Raw genomic sequence first — 17,879 nt, forward strand, 5'->3', positions numbered from 1 at the left:
GTCACAGGACGCCTTCACGCTTGATCGCAAGATAACGCTCGACGAGCGCCGCCGGTAGCGCATCGCTGTCGACATCGAGCACGCTGGCGCCATGGGCGCGCAAGGCATCGTGCGCGCGCCGGCGATCTTCCAGGTACAACGCGGTGGCACCGACCAGCAAGGCGTCGTCGAAGTGCTTCGGTTCCTGTTCGCGGGCCTGGTCCAGTGCCTTCTCGCGCAGGCTGGCGACGATCACGACATGGCGTCGGCGCAGTTGCCGCACCGCGCCGAGCAGGTCCTCGACGTCCTCGTCGCGGACATTGGTGATCATCACGACCAGCGAACGCCGCGGCTGGCGCAGGCCGAGTTCGGTGGCCGCGGCGAGATAGTCGGTCGCCACCGGTTGCGGCTGCAGGTCGTAGATCGCGCCCAGCATCGGATCGAGCGCGCCGAGTCCGCGTTGCGGCTTGATGAAGCGCGAGGCGCCGCCGTGCGCAAACAGGCCGACCGCATCGCCCTGGCGCAGGGCGATCCAGGCCAGCAGCAGGCTGGCGTTGAGGACATGATCGAAATGCGAATGCGCGCCATCGCGCGCCAGCATGCGCCGGCCGGTGTCGAGCAGCAGCATGACCTGCTGGTTGCGCTCCTCGCGGTAGTCGCGCGAGATCAGCTTGCGCGCGCGCTGGCTGGCCTTCCAGTCGATCTGGCGCAGGCTGTCGCCTTCGCGGTATTCGCGCAACTGGTGGAACTCGGTGCCGTCGCCACGCCGCCGCCGCAGGTGCGCGCCGAGCACGCGGCTGGCCTGGTCGGCACCGACCAGGGCCAGTCGCCGCAGCGGCGCGAAATCCGGGTAGACCTTGACCACGGCGGGCGCGTCGACGAGACGCTTGTGCGTCCACAGACGCAGCGGCGAATGCAGCCGCAACTGGATCGGCGCGAATGGATAACTGCCGCGTTCGTGCGCGGTCACGGCGTAGTCGAAGCGCGTGCTGGCATGCGCGCGCAGGTCGACGCGGCGCGGCAGGCCGCCGACACTGAACGTCGGCGGGTGACCGTCATGGACATCGACGCGCAGCGTCCGCGCGTCGGCCGGATGCAGGCGCAAGCCGATCTCGCGGCGCACGCCCAGCGGCAGGATGTGCGGTGATTCGCGACTGGCCAGCGGCGTGCGCAAGCGCAGCACGGCCAGCGCATCGAGCGTGGCCAGTGCGACCAGCAACACCGACGCGAACAACAGTGCCGACGACGGCACGACGGCGAACGCCACCGCCAGGCCGATCGCGGCCAGCAGCAATGCACCGGCGATCAGCGCCGGAGCCGGCCTCATCGGCGCGGCGCCTCGACTTTCAGCAGCAAGGCATCCAGCACCTGGTCGACGCGACGGCCTTCGATCTGCATTTCCGGCGCCAGTGCGATGCGATGGCGCAGGGCCGGGCGTGCGATCCGCACGACATCGTCCGGCGTCACGAAATCGCGACCTTCCAGCACCGCTTGCGCCCGCGCCGCCCGCACCAGGGCGAGACTGCCGCGCGGACCGGCGCCCATCGCGATGCCGGGCCAGCTGCGTGTCGCACGGACGATGCGCACGGCGTAGTCGAGTACCACCGGATCGATCGCGATGGCTGCGGTCGCGACCTGCATCGCGACGACATCGGCCGGTTGCACGACCGCGCGCACGCTGGCGAGATCGAACTGGGAGGCGCTGCCGGCACTGACCGACTGCACCATGCGCAATTCATCCTCAAGCAGCGGGTAGTCGATCAGGATCTTCAGCAGGAAACGGTCGAGTTGCGCCTCCGGCAGCGGATAGGTGCCTTCCTGCTCGACCGGGTTCTGGGTCGCGATGGTCAGGAACGGCGGCTCCAGCGGGAAGCTGCGCGATTCGATCGTGACCTGGCTTTCCTGCATCGCTTCGAGCAGCGCGGATTGCGTCTTCGCCGGCGCGCGGTTGATTTCATCGGCCAGCAGCAGGTTCGCGAACACCGGGCCGCGGCGGATCTTGAAGCTCTCGCTCTTCGGGTCGTAAAAGGCGTGACCGCTGACATCGCTCGGCATCAGGTCAGGCGTGAATTGCACGCGCGAGAAACTCCCCTGCATCGACGCCGCGAGCGCGCGCACAAGCAGCGTCTTGCCGAGGCCGGGCACGCCCTCGATCAGGACATGACCGCCGGCCAGCAAGGCGACCAGCAACTGGTCGAGCACGTCGGCCTGGCCGATGAAGGCGGCGCCGATCTGCTCGCGGATCGCGGCGACGCGTTCGACCAGCGCAGCGGTCGGCAAGGTGGGCGTAGGGACGGCAGTGCTCATAGGCGGCGTTCCAGTTGCAGCAGGGTGGAGACAGCGGAGTGGAAGGCATCGGCGCGACCGAGACCGACCGGATGGAGGGCAAGGCGCAACGCGGCTTCCGGCAGCTGCGCGCGTTCGGCGAGTGCAGCGAGACGTGCATCGTCGGGCAGGGCCGCGATCGCCGGCTCGCGCTCGGCGATGCGTTTCTGCACGCGCGCCAGCAGGGCGCGGTGCATCGCCACCGGCTGGCCGCGACGGAACAGGAATTCGCCGCTGGCGCGTACATGTTCGAGCAGGGCGCGACGGGGCGGCAGCGTGTCGGGCAGGATCGGCCCGAAACGCTGGCTGCGCATCCACAGCCACAGCAGCAGGGCGACCAGCGCCGGCAGCAGGAACGGCCAGCCGACCCGCACGATCAGCACGTGGAACGGTTCGATGTCGACGCCGCGGAACAAATGGATGCGCTCGCGTTCGAGCAGGGGTGCGAGCAGGGCTGCGCCCAGCTCCACCGACGCCGCGTCGTCGAGTGCGCTGTTGTGCAGCATGTCCAGTTCGCTGACCAGGAAGACGCGGCCGTCCGAGTACCAGGCATGGCCATACCAGTAGCCATAGGTCTTGTCGTCGTAGCTGGCGAGCTGGGTGTAGTGCGACTCGATGTCGCCGCCGAGGCGAGTGCCGCCGCACAGGGTGTAGCTGCGCTGGTTCGACAAGGCCAGATCGAAGCAGTGCGGATCGGGCGCCAGCGGCTCGACGCCGAGTTCGTCCAGCAGCTTGCCGGCGCGACCTTCGGCCGAGGCCGGCATGCGCAGCAGCAACAGGGCGCCGCGCCCGACGAAATCGAGCAGGGCATCGACCTCGGCCTCGCGCAGGTGGCGCGGATCCAGATCCAGCACGATGGCGCTGGCGCCGGGTTCGGCGAAGTCGGCACTGCTGAAACGCAGCCGATCGAAGACGGTATGGCCACGCGCGCGCAGCGTTTCCTCCAGTGCCAGCAGGCGATTGCGCCGTGCCGCCGGGCCCGGCGGCGTGCGGAACTCGAAGGGCACCTGGTGGAAGTTCGCGATGAACCAGTAGACGCCACCGGCGACCAAGGCCAGGCCGAGGACCGCAAGGATCAGATTGCGCGTGCGCGTCTTCATCGCGGCAGCGGTCCGGCGCGGTCATAGCGTGCGACCAGTGCGGCGAAGCGCGCGGCATCCGGCGGGTCATCGGCATAGGCGCTGCGCTGCCACTGACGCACGACGTCGATCACGGCCTCGCGCGCCGCATCGTCATCGATGCCGCGGGCAAGCCGCAACACCTCGGATTCGGTCGCGCCGGGCGTCAGCATGCCGTTCGCCCGCGCCGGCAGTGCCGCACAGGTGCCGCGATACAACAGCGCCATCGCGGCACGGACGTCGCCGCGCGCGAACAATGCCCGTGCCGCTCCGGTTAGATCGTCCGGCAAGGCATCGGGCTCGCGGTCGGCCTCGACCTCGGTCGTTCCCGGCGGCTTGCGTCGACGCAGTCGCTCGACCATCGGCAGGCGCCACTTCGCGACATGCATCAGCACGACGGCGATCAGCAGCGCGAGCAGGATCCACAATCCGAACTTGGCGAAGAAGCCGATGATGTTGCCGATCACGCGCAGGAAGGGCCAGGGCTCGTCGGCGTTTGCGGTGTCGGGCGGCGCATCGATGCGCTCCCAGCGTTGCAGCAGCTTCTTCTCGCCGAACTCCGGTGCGTCGAGGGTCTTCGCGACCTCACGCGCGAAGCTGGCGTCGGGCTTGTGATCGGCGAACACGTCCGCGATCGCGCGCGACTCGATCACCTCGGCCTGCCATTCCTCGTCGTCGCTCTCGGCCCGGGCCTGCGTCGTCCCCGGCAGCGCGAGTCCCGGCACCAGGACCAGCAGCAGCGCAGCAGCGCCAATGCGGCGCGCGATGCGCCGGAACGCGAGTTCGATGTCCCAGGCCTCGAGCTGGGTACGCCGATTCAAATACAGCGCGAAGCCGGCCGCGACGAAGAACGGCTCGACGATGCTCATCGCGAAGAACGACACAGCGTTCAGCAATATCTGCGCCCAGCGCGGCGGATCGTCCATCAGGGTCTCGAACATCACCTGTGCCGACTCGCTCAGGAAGTCGTAGGGCACGAACATCAAGGCCAGCATGAAGACCGACAGCCAGAGCGCGACCTCGATGTGCAGCAGCACGAGGCACAGGCCGATCGCGACGGCGCTGTTCGAGGCGCGGCCGAGCAGGGTCGAGCGTGCGCGCCGTTCCGGGCCGCGCAGACCTTCGAGCAGGGCCACCGGCATGCTTAGTCCGCGCGATAGATCGATGCGCCGCCACAGCAGCCACGGCCAGACCGCGCCGAGCCGGAACTGCTGGCGCAGGGTCTGGCGCACGCTCGGCGGGTCGGTGAACACCGCACGCGACAGGATGTGCAGCACCAATTGGTCGAACCACGGTTTCAGCCACCACAGCAGCAGTCCGGCCAGCCAGACCTGGTCGATCGCGTAGGCGAGCGCGTTCAGGACCGCGAACAGCGGCAGTCCGAACAGCAGCCAGCTGCGCGCGATCACGCCGGCATGGCGCCGGATCAGGACGAAGCCGAGGTCGGCGGCTTCCCAGGGGCTGCGGCTGCGCAGCGCGACGTGCAAACCCTCAGGCCGCATGCACGCGCCCTCGTCCGCCGAAGCCGAGCCAAGCCAGCACCAGCAGCCAGATCGCGCCGCCGCTGCCGTATTTCACGAGGTCGGGCAGACGGGCGATCGAGGACCAGAAGGCCTCGATGAAAGCCGCCGCGAGCAGCATCACGAACACGCCGAGGATCAGCCGCGCGCCGATGTGTCCGGCCGCGAGCAGGGCGGCGACACGGCTGAGCTGCCCCGGCGCGATCAAGGCGAAGCCGAGACGCATGCCGGCGCCGCCGGAGATCACGATCGCCAGCAGTTCCGGTGCCGAGTGACCGACCACGAAGCGCCAGAACGGGCCGCCGTAGCCGATGCCGGTGAGATGGCCGGCCACGGTGCCGATCATCACGCCATTGCTGACGAGCACGATCACCGAGCCGAGGCCGACCAGCAGGCCGCTGGCGAAACTGCGGAAGCCGATGCTGATGTTGTTCATGATGTAGTGGCCGAACATCATCAGGTCGGTGCCGCTGTCGCGGCCGATGCGGTCGGTGCGGGCCGGGTCGTACATCTGCTCCATCTGCGCCAGCTGTTCGATGTCGAAGACGCTGTGCGCCAGCTCCGGCTGCACCTGCACCGCCACGATCATCGCGAAGAAGGGCAGGAAGAACAGCAGGCCAGAGGCCAGCATCCAGCCCCATTGCGCACGCACTTCGGCCGGAAATTCGGAGACGATGAAGCCGATGGCACGCCACCAGCGCGGATTCGGCGGCCGGTAGAGCAGGGTGTGGGTGCGTTCGACCAGTTGCCCGAGGCGCTCGATCAGCATCGGGCTGTAGCCACGGCGGCGCGCCAGCGCGAGCTGCTGGCACAGGCGTCGGTAGCGTCCCGGCACGTCGGCGGCATTGCAGCCGGCATCGCTCACGGCCGCGTTCGGCTTGCGCTGGTCGGCGACATCGAGCCACGCGGCCAGTGCCTGCCAATCCGCTTCGTGCCGCGCGATGAACTGGTCCTGGCGCATCAGCGACCGACGATGTGGTTGGCGTAGCCGAGCAGGCGTTGCACGGCCTGTGCGCCGCGCGCCTGGGTGACGAGGGTCGGCAACAGGCCCGCCAGCTCGATCTGGCGCGCCTCGGTCAGCTGCGGCGCGCGTTCGGCAAAGGCCACGATCACCGCCTGTTCCTCGGCCGGCAGTGCCAGCGCCGGGACATAGCCCGGCACGGCCGGAATGGCGTCGTCGTGGCGACGACGATCGGCATGCACGACCAGGGTGCCGGCGACGAGATCGCCGAGCCGCCGCGCCTGAGGATCGATCGCGCAGCTGAAGAAGCCGAGTGCATAGCCGACCGGCAAGGCATCGACGGTGCGCATCAGATTGCGGATCAGCGATGCGGTGAAGCCGACCGGCGTGCCGTTCGCATGCACCACCCGCAAGCCGACGACGCGCTTGCCCGGGGTTTGGCCATCCATGAACAACTCGAACAGGATCGGGTACACCCACATCAGCACGAACATCAAGATCAGCAGCAGCCCCTGGCCGGCTTCGCCGAGCAGGGAAATCATCATGGCCAGCGACATGAACACGCCGGCGCGAATCGCCAGGTCGATCAGCCAGGCCAGCGCACGCGGCGCTGCGCCCGCTGCACGCAAGCGCAAGGCGATGCCTTCCGGAGTCTCGTGCAGGGCTTCGGTATCGAGCATCAGGCCAGGATCACGATGGTGTCGGCGAAGTCGTCGTGCAGGCACCGGCGGCTGTCGCGGAAGATCAGCAGCACGTTGAGCAGCGAGATGAAGGGTCCGATCAGGGGGATGTTGCCGATCAACGCGATCGCGAACCAGCGCATGAAGAGATAGCGCGCGAAGTCGACGCGTTCGCCATCGCTTCGCACCACGCGGATGCCGAGCAGGCGCTTGCCGATGGTCTGGCCGGTGCGATAGATCCCGACCAGATTCACGGTGATGATCGCGATGGCTGCCGCGACGATCAGCACCACCACGGCGATCATCAGGTTCGGGTTCTTCTGCGCCGCCGGCATCAGGATCGCAACGACGATCGCGACCGGCACCACAACCAGGGAATCGAGAATCGCTGCGCCCAGGCGCTGTCCGCGTGACGCCAGTGCCATGGCCGGTCCCGGCGCTTCGACATTCGCCAAGGGCGCACGGTAGGGATTGTCGTCGTCCGGAATGGGGGGTGGCACGGCGTTCATGGGCCCTCCGATGGCAGAAATCGCACTTTATCAGCAGGGCACGGGGCTTCGATAAGATGGGGCACTGGACCCGAAGGACCTGCCCGTGATTCCGCCGACCCTGGTCGACATCGAAGCTGCGCGCCAGCGCATTTCCGCGCATGCGCGGCTGACGCCGGTGCTGCGCGACGAAGCACTCGATGCCGAGATCGGCGCGCGTCTGCATTTCAAGTGCGAGAACCTGCAGCGGGTCGGCGCCTTCAAGTTCCGCGGTGCCTGCAATGCGGTGTTTGCACTCGACGATGCCGTCGCGGCGCGGGGCGTGATCACGCATTCATCGGGCAACCATGGCGCCGCACTCGCGGCCGCGGCCGCGCTGCGAGGCATCCCCGCGCACGTGGTGGTGCCGGAAAACGCCAATGCCCAGAAGCTCCGCAACATCATCGCGGCGGGTGCCACGGTGCATCGCTGCGCGCCGAATCTGGCCGCGCGCGAGGCGCTCTGCACGGCGCTGGCGCGCGAGACCGGCGCGCGTCTGGTGCATCCTTACACCGAGCCGCTGGTGATTGCCGGACAGGGCACGGCAGCGCTGGAACTGCTCGATCAGGTCAATGGCATCGATGCCTTCATCGCGCCGGTCGGTGGCGGCGGCCTGATGTCCGGCTGCGCAATCGCCTTGCGCGCCCGCTCGCCGCACACGACGCTGATCGGCGCCGAGCCGGTCGGCGCGGATGATGCGCAGCGTTCGCTCGCGGCCGGTCACGTGGTGCCGGTGGAACGCCCGGAATCGATCTGCGATGGCCTGCTCGCGACCCTCGGCGAGATCAATCACCGTGTGCTCGCGCAGCATCGCGTCGAAGTGCTGACGGTGGACGACGGCGCCGTGCGTGCGGCCATGCGGCGCCTGTGGGAACGACTCAAGCTGGTCGTCGAGCCGAGTTCGGCGATCACCTACGCGGTACTGCAGGCGCAGCGCGAACGCTTCCGCGGTCAGCGCGTCGGCGTGCTGCTCAGTGGCGGCAATGTCGATCTGGACGCGATCCCCGCGTTCTAGACGCGCGCGCTCAGCCGGCAGACGCGATCGCGGTTGCCTGGGCCTTGCGCCACTGCATGAAGTCCGCGCGCGCCGCGGCATTGCGGCCATCACGCTCGCCGGCCAACAGGGCATCGCGGATGCCGTATGCCTCCATGCTGCGCAGTCGAACGATTTCGCGTCGCACCTCATCGCGATTCCGATCCGACACGCCGACGGCGGTTGGCGCCCGCTGCAGTCGTACGGCATCGAGATGCTGCAATCGCCGCAATTGCCAATCGAATGCCGCGCGGGTCGGAAACAACTGCGAGCTCTCGATCTGCAAGGGATTGGACCAGCATGCAGCGATCAGGTCCCAGCCGCGGCGATGCCGTTCCGTCGCCACGTCAGGCGGTTCATGCAGGACGACCGCATCGACCGCAAAGCGGAATCGCCGGCCTTCGCGCAGGATCACCTGCGCATGTGCATAGCAGTTGCAGCGCAGTCCGCCCCCATCCGGCACCGGCAGTTCGCAGCGCAGCGAACGCAGGAACGCGACATTGTTCGACGAATAGCATTCGAGTCGGCCATCGGGCCGGTCCCAGACGTAACCGAAATCCATCACCGTCGCCGCAATGCCGGTCGGGGTCGGGTCGTCGTAGAGGGTGAGGCCGCCGACGGCATCGGCGGTGCCTTCGCGCAACGGTGCGGTCAACCGGTCCAGCCAGTCGTCGCGCACCGGCCTGCAATCGCCGTCGAGATAGACGACAAATCGGCCGCGCGCATGGTTGGCCGCCCGATTCTTCTGCACATCGTAGTCGAGGCCTACGGCGTCGATCACGCGCACCGGAACGCATGATGCCGCGACCAGCTGCTGCACCCGCCCGTCGCCGACGGCATCGGTGATCAGGATCTCGGCGTCGTTGCGTGCGGCGATCGTGCTCAACGCGGCGAGTGCGGCGTGCAAGCTACTGAAGCTCTGTCCATCGGTGACGTTGAACGATTCGGTGACCAGCGAAAATTCGGGCGATGTCATCACCGCATTCTAGGGTCACAACTGCCCGATGGCTTCCAGCGACGCGACGCGGCGTTGCTCGGCGGCGTCGAAACTGCGCTCGCGCAATTGCGTGATGGCGCGATCACGGCCGGCGCCATCAAGGCGGACGTCGGCCCGCAAGGCATCGCGGGCCTGAACGTAGGCGCGCACTCGGGCGTCCCAGGCGGCCTGCTCGGCATCGGCCTGGGCCAGGCGTTGCGCCGCTTCGGCGCCGAACAGGGCCTCGCGCTCGCTCTGTCGCTGTGCCGGGTCCAGCCGCAGCGCGTCGAACTGGCGATTCTGCTCATCGACCAGCAAGGCCGTGTTCGCTTCCTGCATGCCCGCGCGCTGTTCCGGACTCAGGCGCGCATCAAGTTCGTCGAGACGCTGCCGGCGTGCGCGCTCGTCCAGCGCGTCGTCCGCCATCACGTCACGACGATCCAGGGTGTATTCGGTATAGCGTTCCTCGTCGCCGAAGAAGGCCTCGGCCATGGCCGTGTCGAGCAGCCGCTGGCGCAGTTCGTGGACGCGTGCGAGGCGCTCGCGCAGATCATCGCCGGGCGGGACGTTCATCGACGCGAGTGCCTGCTGGTAGTCGACGTAGCGATCGAACAATGCCGCGACGTCGGCCGCAACGACATCACCGTGCAGGGCTCGCACATGCGCGAGCAGCAACGCGCGGATCGCGGCGACATCGCGCTCGCCGAGGGCGCTCAGGAAATAGTCGAACAGGCGGCGCAGTTCGAGACTGGCAACGACACGGCCACTCGCGTCCAGCGTCACTGCGCCATCGGGTTCGCTGTCGCGCAGCGACGCCGGCCAAGTGAGCGAAGCGGCCACGGTCGGATCCGTGGCGGACGGCGTGTCCGCTGCAGGTGCTGCGACGCGGGTTGATTCGATCGCGTCGGACGACGTCCCGGACGGCGCGTCCACCGTGTCTGCTGCGCGGGGGCGGCGCTCTTCGGCAGCGCGTGTCTGCCACCACAGTGCCGCACCGGCCAGCAGCAACAATGCACTGACCGCGACAACAAGACGGCCCGGTCGAGACCGGGCCGTCGCATGCTTCATGGGCATCATGCCGCTGCTGCGATCACAGTCCGGCGGACTTCAGCCGGTTCGCCTGCGTGCGGATCACCGACACCGGGTTCGACGCAAACAAGCCGCGCAGACCGAAGATCTGGTTGACCTCGTCGAGGTGGTTCCAGCCGTAGTCGTCGCGCAACACGACGCCGAGGTGCGAGGAGCACTGCCCGACCAGTCCGTCGTTCTGCTCGAAACCGAAGAACAGGGCCCCGGCACCCAGCATCGCGTCGCTGGCATCAAAGACATTGGTCAGCACCGACGTGCCACCCCACGAGTAGTAGCGCACGCCGTTCACGCTGCTCGCGCCCTGGCCGCAGCGGTAGCTCGGCAGGCCCTGCGGATGGCGGGCATTGAAGGCGGCGGAACCGGACGACGAGAGCGACGCCAGCGCGCCGAGCGCGTACTGCGGATCGCTGTTGCCGGAGAGAAAGCCGATCAGGCTGGACAAGGCATCGACGAAACCGGCGACCAGCGGCCGCAACGGCGAGCCGGCCGGCAAGGTGGTGGCGAGCGCATCGGCGACCTTGCTGCCGGTATGCGGCGAGCCGACCGAGGTGACCGAGGCGACCAGGTCCGGACGCACCGACGCGACGTAGCGCGCGGTCGGTCCGCCATGGCTGTGCCCGATCAGGTTGAACTTCTGGTAGCCGTAGATGGCACGCAGGTTCACCAGGTCGCGGATCAGTTGTTCGCCGCGTACTTCGGTGTAGTTCGAGGCCGAGACGCTGCCGATGAAGACCTTGGCGCCGCCGGCGCGCAGGTCGGACGGCACGCCGTACCAGTAGTCGTAGACGCCGAACAGCGAATCGAATCCGAGCAGGCCGTGCACCAGCACGATCGGGTAACGCGTCTTGGTGTAGTCGGATTGCGCCGATGCCAGCGGCGCAATGCCGAACAGGGCGACGACGAGCAACAGTCGGGACAGCAGTGTGCGGATCATGAGACTCCCCTGGATGTGTGCGTGGTGGCCGTCGCGCGATCTTGATCGTCACGCTGACGGCAACCGCACCATAGTGCCAAGTCGGTCACAAATCAAACGTGTGTTTCAAGTGACCGTTTTGCACTGCAACAGGGAAGGCGACGGGCAGCGGTCCCGTGGGGCCGCCGCCCATCCGGATGCATCACTTGGCGTCGACGAACTTGCCGAAGTCCTTGAGCTGCGCAACCACGGCGGCGTCACCGACGACGACGATCGACTGCTGTTCCGGCGCGAAATACTTCTGGCCGATCGCCTGGACTTGCGCGGCGTCGACGGCACGCACCTTGGGCACGAACTCGCCGAGGAATTCGGGGGGCAGGCCGACCAGCCAGTTGTTCGCCAGCGAGCCGGCGACGGCACCCTGCAACTGGTTGCTGATCAGGTAACCGCCGGCGATGTAGCGCTTGTTCATGTCGAGCTCGGCGGCACTCACGGCCTCGGCGCCGATGCGCTTGTACTCGGCGAAGAACTCGCCGAGTGCGGCACCGGTGACGTCGTTGCGTACGTCGGCCGAGGCGATCAGGGCGCCACCCGCGACCTGGGCGCGATAGCCGAGTCCGGCGCCGTAGGTATAACCCTTGTCCTCGCGCAGGTTCTGCATCAGCCGGCTGCTGAAGCCGCCGCCGAGAATGGTGCTGGCGACCCGCAACGGGATGTAGTCGGCATCGGTCGCCGGCACCGCAGGGCGGCCGATGCGCAGCGCCGATTGCACGCTGCCGCTGCGTTCCAGATGCACGAAGCTGGGCGTGGCGCTGACCGGCGAAGCGGTCGTTGCAGCGGCGGGCTTCCCTTCGACCTGCCAATCGCCGAAGCGATCCTGCGCGAGCTTGAACGCGGCGTCGGCATCAATGCGGCCGGCGATGACCAGCAGGGTCTGGTCCGGTCGCAGGCGTTGCTTGTAGGCCGACACCAACTTGTCGCGGGTGATCGCGTTGATGCCGTCCTCGGTGTTCTGCGTGCGCGCATACGGATGCTCGCCATACACCGCTTTCAGGATGGCGCGCTCGGCGCGGAAGCCGGGCTGCGCTTCCGCCGCCTTCAGCCCCTGCAGCGCATTGGCCTTGGCGAGAGCGATCTCCGACTCGGGAAAGCTGGGGTGACGCACGATCTCGGCAAGCAGGCCGAGCATCGGCCCGGCATTGCTGGCGAGCGCATCGGCGGAGACGACGAGACCGTCATTGCTCGCGAATGCACCGACACCGCCGCCCAACGATTGCGCCGTCTCGGCGATGTGTTTCGAATCACGCTGGTCGGTGCCTTCGCTGAGCAGACCCGCGAGCGTCGAGGCGAAACCCGGCGTGGTCGCTTCGTCGGCGGCGAGGCCGGCGTTCTTGAACGCGAGCACGTAGTCGACGCGCGGCATGCCGTCGCGGGCGACCACCCACACGGTCAGGCCGTTGGCGAGCGTGCGCTTGGCGATGTCAGGCACCGGCAACGGCTTGTCGGCGGCGTAGGCCGGCAGGTCTTTCGGCATCACCGGCGCATCGGCGGCGTTTGCGGCAGGAACGATCAGGGCGCCGATCAGCAGGGCAAGGATGGACTTGGTCATGGCGGGCTCCTCACTTCTTCTCGGCATCGGTGGCGAGCATCGCCGCCGGTTTGCGATCGATCACGGTACGGTTGGCGACGGTCAGGTATTTCGCCGCGACGCGTTTCAGGTCATCCGAGGTTACTGCCTGGATCCAGCCCGGCACCTGGTTCGCGACCTTGGCATCGCCCCACAGCGCCTGGTATTTCGCGAGCGTGTCGGCTCGGCTCAGGAAACTTTCCAGACTGTTGTTCCAGTCCGCCAGCATCGCCGTCTTCACGCGCGCCAGTTCGGCATCGGACACGCCGTCCTTCACGATCTGCGCGATCTGCGCGTCCATTTCGGCGAGCACGTCCTCGACCTTGACGTCCGGCTTGTACAGCGCGAACAGGGTGAGCAAGGTCGGGCCGTCGTATTCGAACGGACCGGTGAGGCCGAACAGCGAATCGATGTTCAGGGCCATGGTCTTGCCTTTCACTAGCCCCTGGTACAGACGCGAGGCATCGCCACCGGCCAGCACGTCGGCGAGGACCGCCATCGGTGCCTGGTCCTTGCTGCCGCGCTCGGCAATCTTGTAGCCGATCGCCACCGCCGGTACCTGCGCCAGCGCGTCGGATTGGGTGATGCGCTTCTCGGCGGTGTTCAGGGGTTCGTCCACGTCCGGACGTTTCGGGGTATCGCGCCGGGCGATCTTGCCGAAGTACTTCTCGGCCAGTGCGAAGCCTTGCTCCGGGGTGACGTCGCCGGCCAGCGACAGCACCGCGTTGTTCGGACCGTAGTAGTCGCGATGGAAGGCGCGCACGTCGTCGAGCTTGGCGCTTTCCAGGTCGACGAAGCTGCCATAGCCGTCGTGATTGTTCTCCCACTTCGCGAACGCCTGCTGGCTGATGTCGATCCACATGAAACCGCCGTAGGGCTGGTTCTTCACGTTGACGCGGATCTCTTCCTTGACCACATCCTGCTGGTTCTTCAGCGTCTTCTCGTTGAAGTCGAGTGTGGTCATGCGGTCGGCTTCGAGCCACAGGATCGGTTCCAGCGCCGACACCGGCGCGATCTCGATGTAGTTGGTGAAGTCCGGGCGGGTCGAGCCGTTGTTGCGGCCACCGCCACCGGTGATGACCTTGTCGAAGGTGCCTTCCGGCGCGTTCGGCGTGCCTTCGAACATCAGGTGTTCGAACAGGTGCGCGAAGCCGGTACGGTTCTTCGGCTCGGAGCGCATGCCGACCTTGTAGACGACGCTGAGGCCCACCACCGGCGCGCTGTGGTCTTCGCTGACGACGACGGTCAGGCCGTTGTCCAGCGTCTTCACCGCGATCGGCAGGTCGAAACGGTCCGCATCGCCGGCGAAGGTGGAGGCAGAGAGGGACAGCCCGATCAAGACGGGCAGGAACTTGGGAGTACGCAACGCGGACATGAATGTCGACCCGACGCAGTGAATGGAACGCACAGCCTAGCCGGCCCGGACGACGATCAAGCGGGCCATACGTCATTTCCGACACCGTTGGTCACGTTGCCGCCATTGCCCGCGACCGGGTCGGCTCCGTACAGTCGGATCGATTGATCGGGGAAGTCGTTTGCGAACCGCCATCGTGCTGATGACCCACCGCTTCGATCCGTCCATCCTGGCCGAGTTCGAACGCATGCGCGCCGCGCTGCACGCAGGCGATCGCGCCTTCGTGCTGAGTGATGCCGAGGAATTGCCGGACGACCTCGCGGCGCCGGTGCATCGCTTCACGCTGGGGCGCGTGGCGACCCGGGCGAAACGCCTGGTCGGCCACGAGATCATGTGGAACCTGCACCTGGCCTGGCTCGACTTCTTCGACGCCCATGCCGACTTCGACCACTACTGGTTCATCGAGTACGACGCGGTCTATGCCGGACCGTGGCGCGACCTGTTCGATGCCTTTCGCGACCAGCCGCACGACCTGTTCTGCGCGCACTTGCGCCGACATGCCGAAGAACCGGACTGGCACTGGTGGCACGAGATCCATCCACCCGACGGCGTGCTTGACCCGGCGTCGTGCGTGCGCGGATTCCTGCCGATCGCGAGATTGTCGCGGCACGGGTTTGCCGTCCTGCGCGATCAGGTGCGCGCCGGCTGGAGCGGATTCTTCGAAGGGCTGCTGCCGACCTTGCTGCACCTGCAGGGGCTGCGCATCGGCGATTTCGGCGGCGATGGTGCATTCGTGCCGGAAGGATTTCGCGAGCGCTTCTACACGAGCGCGAGCGATCGAGCCGGCAGCTTGCACAATCTCGGCACCCACCGTTTCCGTCCGCCGCTCGCCTATCCGCGGATCCTGCCGGGTCGCATCTATCACCCGGTGAAGCCCGAGTCCTGCCTCGTCGATGCCGGTGTCGACGACGTCGAACGCAGTGGCGCGGCGATCGCCAATGCACTGGAGCAGATCCGCCAGCGCCGCCAGCAGCGGGCCGCGAGCGGCACGCGCGACGTCGATCTCGACACCGTGCTGCAAGCCTTGACCGGGCTCGACGTGCCGACCCTGCGCAACGCGATCGAGCGGCACGTCGAAGCGACCGCGGGCGATCACCGTTTCATCCTGCTGCGGCAGCGTCTGGAGCGACTGGTGGACGCCGCGGCATGAACGCATTGCTGGTGGTCGGTGCCGGCTTTTCCGGTGCGGTGCTGGCCCGCGAACTGGCCGAGGCCGGATTCGACACGCACGTCATCGACCAGCGCGATCATGTCGCCGGGCATTGCCACAGCGCGCGCGACGCCGAGACCGGCGTGATGGAACATGTCTACGGGCCGCACATCTTCCACACCAGCAACGACGCGGTCTGGCATTACCTGCAGCGCTTCGGCGAATGGATGCCCTTCGTCAATCGCGTCAAGGCGCGCACCGCACGCGGCATCTTCAGCCTGCCGATCAACCTGCACACGATCAACCAGTTCTTCGGCACCGCGATGGGGCCGGACGAGGCGCGCGCTTTCGTCGCCCGCCTCGCGGCGCGGGACATCGATGTGCCCGCGAACCTGGAAGAACAGGCGCTGAAGTTCATCGGGCGCGATCTGTACGAGGCCTTCTTCCGCGGCTACACGATCAAGCAATGGGGCTGCGATCCGACCGAGTTGCCGGCCGACATCCTCAAGCGCCTGCCGGTGCGTTTCAACTACGACGACAACTATTACGACAGTCGCCATCAGGCCTTGCCGAAACACGGCTATACCCGCGTCGTCGAGAACATCCTCGATCACCCGCGCGTCCACGTGACGCTGGCGACGCCGTGGGACGCCGCGATGCAACGCGAGTTCGCGCATGTGTTCCATTCGGGCGCGATCGACGCGTGCTTCGGATTCAGCGAAGGCCGTCTCGGCTATCGCACCATGCATTGGCAGCGCAGCGTCCATGACGGCGACTACCAGGGCACGGCCATCATCAACTGCCCGACGCTCGACGTGCCCTGGACGCGCGTGCTCGAGCATCGGCATCTGTCGCCGTGGGCGTCATGCGAGCGCTCGCTCGTCACGCACGAATTCAGCAAGGAGACCGAGGCCGGCGATCTGCCGTTCTACCCGAAGCGGCTCGCGGCCGATCGCGAACTTCTCGCCCGCTACGTCGCCAGGGTCGAGGCGCAGCGCAACATGACCTTCATCGGTCGCCTCGGCACCTATCGCTACCTCGACATGCACCAGGTCATCGCCGATGCGCTGGATCTGGCGCGTGACTGGTGCGCGGCCCATGCGCGCGGTGCGCCTCGGCCGTTGTTCTCGCGACCGCCGTTGTAGCCGATCGCGCGCCGGACCGATCGGCGCATCCGGACTCTTCCGAGCAACCGGATGCGCCTCGTGGCGAACGGCCGCGCGACCCTTACTGGACGATCAGCTCGTCGGCATCCACCGTCCGCACGCCCTTGGTGTGGCTGGCGATGCGGATGGCTTCATTGCGCGCGGTCAACGACGGCACGGTGCCCTTCAGGCTGACGATGCGATCTTCGGTATCGACATCAATCTTCATGCCCGGGGTGACGTCGTCGGCGAGCAACTGGCTCTTCACCTTGCCGGTGATCCAGGCATCGCTGACTTCGTCGCCGGCTTCCTCGGCCGCTTCCCGCACTTCGCCGGAGGCCGTCGCGGTATTCGCATCCTGGCGGCGCTCGCTGCCGTCTGCGGCAATCACGATGTCGTTGTCGACCGAGCGCACGCCCTTGACCTTGCGTGCCAGTTCGGTGGCCGCCAGCTTGTCGGCCAGCGTGTCAGCGCCGCCGCGCAGCGTGACGTTGCCGTTGCGGGTGTCGACATTGATGTCGAAGCCTTCGGTGCGCTTGTCGGCGAGCAGCTCCGTTTTCACGGCAGCGGTGATGCTGGCGTCGTCGATGGTTTCCCCGAGTGAACGATCGGGTTCGCTCGCGATGACATTGCCGACGCCCAGGATGGCAGCAAAGGCCGATGCGATCAGGGTGGTGCGAAGCATGTTCATGGGGTCTCTCCTTGGTCAGACATTCAAAGGCAAGCCGCCGCTTCCGACGGCAACGGCCGGGTGCGGATCAAGCCTCCAGTCGGGCCCGCAACGCACCCACCGCGTTCGAACACGCGCGCAGTTGCGGCGCGTGGTAATTCAGGATTTGCAACAAGGTCGGATCATTCGCCGCCCGCAAGGCGTCTTCGAAGGCGAGTTCAAACTGCAGCTCGCGGTCGGCCAGGTGGCGGATGTAGATGGTCTCGTCGTCGTCGCATACGGTCGCTTTCAGATTCGTCCACAGGTTGGACGCGAAGCCGGTCACCGTGCCGACCGGCGCAATCAGCCAACGGTGGTAGCCGGCGAGCCACCGCAAGGAGCCGAGCAGCTCGCGTTTTGCGGCGGCCGTCTGCGCCACCAGTTCACGGACCCGTGCGCTGCCGAGTTCGCCGAGCGCGTCCTCGCACAGGCCGAGGCCGTCGGCTGCCAAGTGCATCAATCGCATCGCAATGGTCGTATCCATGGGCGTGCACCTCGGTCGGAAGTCGTCGGTCCGCTCACGGCATCGGGGTCTTGCGCCCGGTGATGGCGGCGATCGCGAACAACACGATGAAGACGAAGAACAGGATCTTGGCGATCCCGGTTGCGGCGCCGGCGATGCCGCCGAATCCGAGTACGGCCGCAACCAGGGCGATGATCAGGAAGGTGATGGCATAACTGAGCATGGGAGGTCTCCTTGCGATGCTGCTGCG

At 67.2% G+C, this 17,879-nt stretch carries 18 protein-coding genes; 3 read left to right on the plus strand and 15 right to left on the minus strand.

Annotated features, from left to right (window positions below):
* Position 1 precedes the first annotated feature (1 nt).
* Genes IPP28_05185 through IPP28_05215 form a run of 7 tightly spaced genes read right to left on the minus strand, consistent with a single transcriptional unit; the run spans position 2 to position 7,092 of the window.
* The gene (locus tag IPP28_05185; protein ID MBL0040440.1) at positions 2-1,306 is read right to left on the minus strand and encodes a DUF58 domain-containing protein; all 1,305 of its coding nucleotides are present in this window, start codon (positions 1,304-1,306) and stop codon (positions 2-4) included.
* The gene (locus IPP28_05190) at positions 1,303-2,286 is read right to left on the minus strand and encodes a MoxR family ATPase (GenBank protein MBL0040441.1); all 984 of its coding nucleotides are present in this window, start codon (positions 2,284-2,286) and stop codon (positions 1,303-1,305) included. The genes IPP28_05185 and IPP28_05190 overlap by 4 nt, the downstream gene beginning before the upstream one ends.
* Positions 2,283-3,404, minus strand: coding sequence for a DUF4350 domain-containing protein (locus tag IPP28_05195; GenBank protein ID MBL0040442.1), 1,122 nt, complete (start codon positions 3,402-3,404; stop codon positions 2,283-2,285). Before IPP28_05195 ends, IPP28_05190 begins: the two co-directional genes overlap by 4 nt.
* Positions 3,401-4,924, minus strand: coding sequence for a hypothetical protein (locus IPP28_05200; GenBank protein MBL0040443.1), 1,524 nt, complete (start codon positions 4,922-4,924; stop codon positions 3,401-3,403). The genes IPP28_05195 and IPP28_05200 overlap by 4 nt, the downstream gene beginning before the upstream one ends.
* Positions 4,914-5,903, minus strand: a complete 990-nt coding sequence (locus tag IPP28_05205; protein ID MBL0040444.1) for a stage II sporulation protein M — start codon at positions 5,901-5,903, stop codon at positions 4,914-4,916. The genes IPP28_05200 and IPP28_05205 overlap by 11 nt, the downstream gene beginning before the upstream one ends.
* Entirely contained in the window at positions 5,903-6,583 is a 681-nt protein-coding gene (locus IPP28_05210; GenBank protein ID MBL0040445.1) for an RDD family protein, read from the minus strand. Before IPP28_05210 ends, IPP28_05205 begins: the two co-directional genes overlap by 1 nt.
* Positions 6,583-7,092 carry an RDD family protein gene (locus tag IPP28_05215; GenBank protein MBL0040446.1) on the minus strand — a complete coding sequence of 170 codons (510 nt, stop codon included), beginning with the start codon at positions 7,090-7,092 and terminating at the stop codon, positions 6,583-6,585. Before IPP28_05215 ends, IPP28_05210 begins: the two co-directional genes overlap by 1 nt.
* An 85-nt stretch (positions 7,093-7,177) precedes the next feature.
* Here IPP28_05215 and IPP28_05220 point away from each other — a divergent pair, with 85 nt between their 5' ends.
* Positions 7,178-8,125 carry a pyridoxal-phosphate dependent enzyme gene (locus IPP28_05220; protein ID MBL0040447.1) on the plus strand — a complete coding sequence of 316 codons (948 nt, stop codon included), beginning with the start codon at positions 7,178-7,180 and terminating at the stop codon, positions 8,123-8,125.
* Between the two features lie 10 nt (positions 8,126-8,135).
* On the opposite strand, the gene IPP28_05225 is transcribed toward IPP28_05220, so the two are convergent.
* The 5 genes from IPP28_05225 to IPP28_05245 all read right to left on the minus strand — a co-directional run bounded on the left by IPP28_05225 (position 8,136) and on the right by IPP28_05245 (position 14,123).
* The gene (locus IPP28_05225; GenBank protein MBL0040448.1) at positions 8,136-9,119 is read right to left on the minus strand and encodes a glycosyltransferase family 2 protein; all 984 of its coding nucleotides are present in this window, start codon (positions 9,117-9,119) and stop codon (positions 8,136-8,138) included.
* Positions 9,120-9,134: 15 nt separating this feature from the next.
* Positions 9,135-10,187, minus strand: a complete 1,053-nt coding sequence (locus tag IPP28_05230) for a hypothetical protein (GenBank protein MBL0040449.1) — start codon at positions 10,185-10,187, stop codon at positions 9,135-9,137.
* Between the two features lie 22 nt (positions 10,188-10,209).
* Positions 10,210-11,142, minus strand: coding sequence for a triacylglycerol lipase (locus IPP28_05235; protein ID MBL0040450.1), 933 nt, complete (start codon positions 11,140-11,142; stop codon positions 10,210-10,212).
* A gap of 181 nt (positions 11,143-11,323) precedes the next feature.
* Complete coding sequence (locus IPP28_05240) at positions 11,324-12,730, minus strand: insulinase family protein (GenBank protein ID MBL0040451.1); 1,407 nt, start codon at positions 12,728-12,730, stop codon at positions 11,324-11,326.
* A gap of 10 nt (positions 12,731-12,740) precedes the next feature.
* Positions 12,741-14,123: an insulinase family protein gene (locus IPP28_05245; GenBank protein ID MBL0040452.1), complete on the minus strand. Its 1,383-nt coding sequence runs from the start codon at positions 14,121-14,123 to the stop codon at positions 12,741-12,743.
* Between the two features lie 160 nt (positions 14,124-14,283).
* Here IPP28_05245 and IPP28_05250 point away from each other — a divergent pair, with 160 nt between their 5' ends.
* Positions 14,284-15,312, plus strand: coding sequence for a hypothetical protein (locus tag IPP28_05250; protein MBL0040453.1), 1,029 nt, complete (start codon positions 14,284-14,286; stop codon positions 15,310-15,312).
* A complete protein-coding gene (locus tag IPP28_05255) occupies positions 15,309-16,457 on the plus strand; it encodes an NAD(P)-binding protein (protein MBL0040454.1) in 1,149 nt (382 codons plus the stop codon). Before IPP28_05250 ends, IPP28_05255 begins: the two co-directional genes overlap by 4 nt.
* Positions 16,458-16,539: 82 nt before the next feature.
* Here the strand turns inward: IPP28_05255 and IPP28_05260 are convergent, their stop codons facing one another.
* The 3 genes from IPP28_05260 to IPP28_05270 all read right to left on the minus strand — a co-directional run bounded on the left by IPP28_05260 (position 16,540) and on the right by IPP28_05270 (position 17,852).
* Positions 16,540-17,148 carry a BON domain-containing protein gene (locus tag IPP28_05260; protein ID MBL0040455.1) on the minus strand — a complete coding sequence of 203 codons (609 nt, stop codon included), beginning with the start codon at positions 17,146-17,148 and terminating at the stop codon, positions 16,540-16,542.
* Between the two features lie 67 nt (positions 17,149-17,215).
* Positions 17,216-17,650 (minus strand): hypothetical protein, encoded by a 435-nt coding sequence (locus IPP28_05265; GenBank protein MBL0040456.1) that lies wholly within the window; start codon positions 17,648-17,650, stop codon positions 17,216-17,218.
* A gap of 34 nt (positions 17,651-17,684) precedes the next feature.
* On the minus strand, positions 17,685-17,852 hold the full coding sequence (locus IPP28_05270; GenBank protein MBL0040457.1) for a DUF1328 domain-containing protein: 168 nt from the start codon (positions 17,850-17,852) through the stop codon (positions 17,685-17,687).
* Positions 17,853-17,879: the final 27 nt, after the last annotated feature.

It is taken from the genome of Lysobacterales bacterium, assembly GCA_016721845.1.
Taxonomy (GTDB): Bacteria; Pseudomonadota; Gammaproteobacteria; order Xanthomonadales; family Ahniellaceae; genus JADKHK01.